The sequence below is a fragment of the Gilliamella sp. Fer4-1 genome (assembly GCF_001690515.1).
Taxonomy (GTDB): Bacteria; Pseudomonadota; Gammaproteobacteria; order Enterobacterales; family Orbaceae; genus Gilliamella; species Gilliamella apicola_C.
In genome coordinates, this window is the sequence record NZ_LZGZ01000332.1 from 1 (window position 1) to 2,905 (window position 2,905).

General features: G+C 33.4%; 3 protein-coding genes. All 3 read right to left on the reverse strand.

The annotated features are described in order from the left end of the window. Positions 1-344: IS3 family transposase (locus tag A9G30_RS11255; protein ID WP_141672095.1), on the reverse strand; the 344-nt coding region annotated here is incomplete at its 3' end. Beyond that, positions 344-601: a transposase gene (locus A9G30_RS11260; RefSeq protein ID WP_065589024.1), complete on the reverse strand. Its 258-nt coding sequence runs from the start codon at positions 599-601 to the stop codon at positions 344-346. The genes A9G30_RS11260 and A9G30_RS11255, both read right to left, overlap by 1 nt. Positions 602-971: 370 nt before the next feature. Next, positions 972-2,345 carry a hypothetical protein gene (locus tag A9G30_RS11265; protein ID WP_065589025.1) on the reverse strand — a complete coding sequence of 458 codons (1,374 nt, stop codon included), beginning with the start codon at positions 2,343-2,345 and terminating at the stop codon, positions 972-974. Positions 2,346-2,905 lie beyond the last annotated feature (560 nt).

The following is a 2,905-nucleotide window of genomic DNA, read 5'->3' on the forward strand; positions in this document are numbered from 1 at the left end:
TGTTTATTGGGAGCCAATAACTTTTCTGGCTCCCGAGGTGGAATTCGTTGTTTTCGTTTTGTTTTAAGATTCAGTTTTAACTCACAATACACCCGATAAACACGTTTATGATTCCAACGATATCCCAGTTTTCTGATTCGATTAAAACACTTAGGAAAGCCCCAACGTAAATGCCGGTCTGTGATAGCATTCAACACCGAAACAATCACCGAATCATCCTGTAACTTAGCTTGATAATAGTAAGCACAACGGCTTAAGCCAACAATGGCACAACTCATAGCAATAGTAACCGAATGATTTTGTTGTAGTTGCTGTGCCCACCTTTTACGTGCCCCAGTTGGCACTAAAGCTTTTTTATGATTTCTTCCTGAAGCTGAGATTTTAAGCTCAGTTCGGCAAACATCTGCTTAAGCTTGCGGTTTTCAGCCTCCAGCTCCTTTAAGCGTTTGATATCCGACGTTTCCATTCCGCTGTATTTTTCTCGCCATTTATAGAAAGTTGAATTACCCATGTCATATGTACGGCACAACTCTTTAACGGGTACACCTGCCTCTGCTTCTTTTAAAATAGCGACGATTTGATGTTCAGTCATTTTTTTCATAATTAAATCCTCTTTTACTTTTATCATAGAGAATTTTCTACTTTTTTGCTGTACTATTTTAGGGGATAGTTACACAATGACACGATAATCAAATAGATTGGCTATATACAATGTCAGTATTCTTATCTCGCACATTAATATTTTGCAATCAAATTTTGAAGAGTAAGAAAAATGTAGTGCCAATTGTTAGCAAAGAAGCCTCTACAAAAAACTTAATATCTCAAAGGCTTCTTTTTCTATCTCGATTAACAAACGTTTTTATTAACAATTCTCCTTTCTTCATCCTCAGAACCGATGTAAAACTGTAGGGCTATGTTAAATTAGTCAGTGGTTATCTTACTTATTCTAAACAAATAAAGTTATTAAAAATCTACCAAGTAACACAGGCAACCCTATCGCTATTTCCTTGGTTAAAATAAAAATCTACATCGCCAATTTGTGCATAAACATTATATCTTTTTATTGGTTCACCATTACTTTCTTGATATGTATCGATTACCCAGTAATCACCAAACAACCAATCTGTTCCACTATAATCATAAATAATTCCCCATTCATTAAATAACCCACCTACCCATTTACCTGTGTACTCATTAAAATAGCTGATTCTACGCTGATAAGTATTTCCCTGCCCTGGGGCACCTAAATTCCAGCCATGCCCATTTGCATTAGTATAATCTTGTATTGCAGGAACAGCATACTTTTGCGATAATGTGGATAAAGAATCACAAAATGAAATAGCATTGCTATAATGCATGTCTGTATTTCCAGATTTTACAATATACCAACGATCTATTTTAAATTGATACAACAAGTTTTTTTTGACATCACGATAAAGTTCAAATCTCGAAGGTTTAAATGTTTTGTTGCTTGAATCTTTTGTTGGTCCTTTTAAGGTCACCAAAACAATATTACTATCTAATGCACCGTTTTCAGCCATTAATGATAATGTAATACCTGATCCCGAAACAGATTTGACTGTACTGCTATTGATTGCAATCATTTCTCTTGCTGTCATACCAGTAAGTATTAGCTTAAAAGATAAGTTATTTGCCCCAGTAGTAGGAAAGTTTTTTGAGGCATTCTTAAGGCTTTGTACTTTAAATCCATTATCTGGATCCCATTGTTCCTTTGGTCCCGCATATTCTTTCTTACCATTGTTTAAATTAGGTTGTGCATAACAAACCAAAGGCACATCAATTTTTGGTTTAATATAATAAGAATGGCTAGCTCCTTTAAAATAGCTTGTTTTAGGGTCGCCATATTTGGTGGATAAAAGCACATCGGTAGAACTAAGCGTTAATTTATAGGGTGCTTCGCATGGGTCTAATGCATTATTGGGGTTAGCTTTGACTTGCTGAGTAATATCGACGTTTTTATAATTTTCCCACCTCACTTTTAATTCACCTGATGCTTTAGCATCACTATCACCATCGCTATCAGCCCAATAATGGTATGGCTCTGCGATTAACGTATCGAACGAAACAGATGGATAATTTTCATTGCCTGCAGAAAGAAGAGGAATTACGCTTTGGATACGGTTAAAGGTGTTGATACTATTAGGTAATTCTATTGGTTTATCGGCGCTTGAATTATCTTCTTCAGGAGAAATCAAGCTCCCATCGGGTAATGTAATGCTTAATAATTCATTTAGTGTGGTAATTGGTGTTACTCCACCATCTAATGTTAAATAAGGTTCATGACCATGAATCACTTTTACCGTTGTTGCCGATAATGTCGCCATGGAATTATTAGATATTATTATACCCAACAGCGCTATTATGGTTCCAAAAGTATAATATTTAAATTGGATTATTTCAACTGCAACAGACGTCTTTTTAATTTTGCTATTTTTACTGAATATTGAGGACTTCTTCGTACCACTAAATGCGAAGAAGTACGGAATACCAATTAAATAAGATTTATTATTAAAGGAGTGTACTAAATAATTAAAAAACAAAGATTTCAGCGAAATTAATTTGTTATTTAAGCATTTGTTTGTCACTTTCTTCATTTTAACACTCTCCATTCGATAATTCAAGTTTTATAATAAAAATCAATATATTGCACTTATTGTTAAAATACTTTTTAATGCATCCTGTTTTTAAATCATTCATAAAAAACAGGATGATTGCAATTCAATCTGAATTTGACGGTATTATCATCCAATAATAGCATGGTTTTATAAAAACATCCTATAATTTTTCCTTAAAATTTATAAGGATATCTTGTGTTTTGATTGTTAATTATTAAATAATAACCATATCATAACTTTGATTATATATATGTGAAAATTAGCTATAC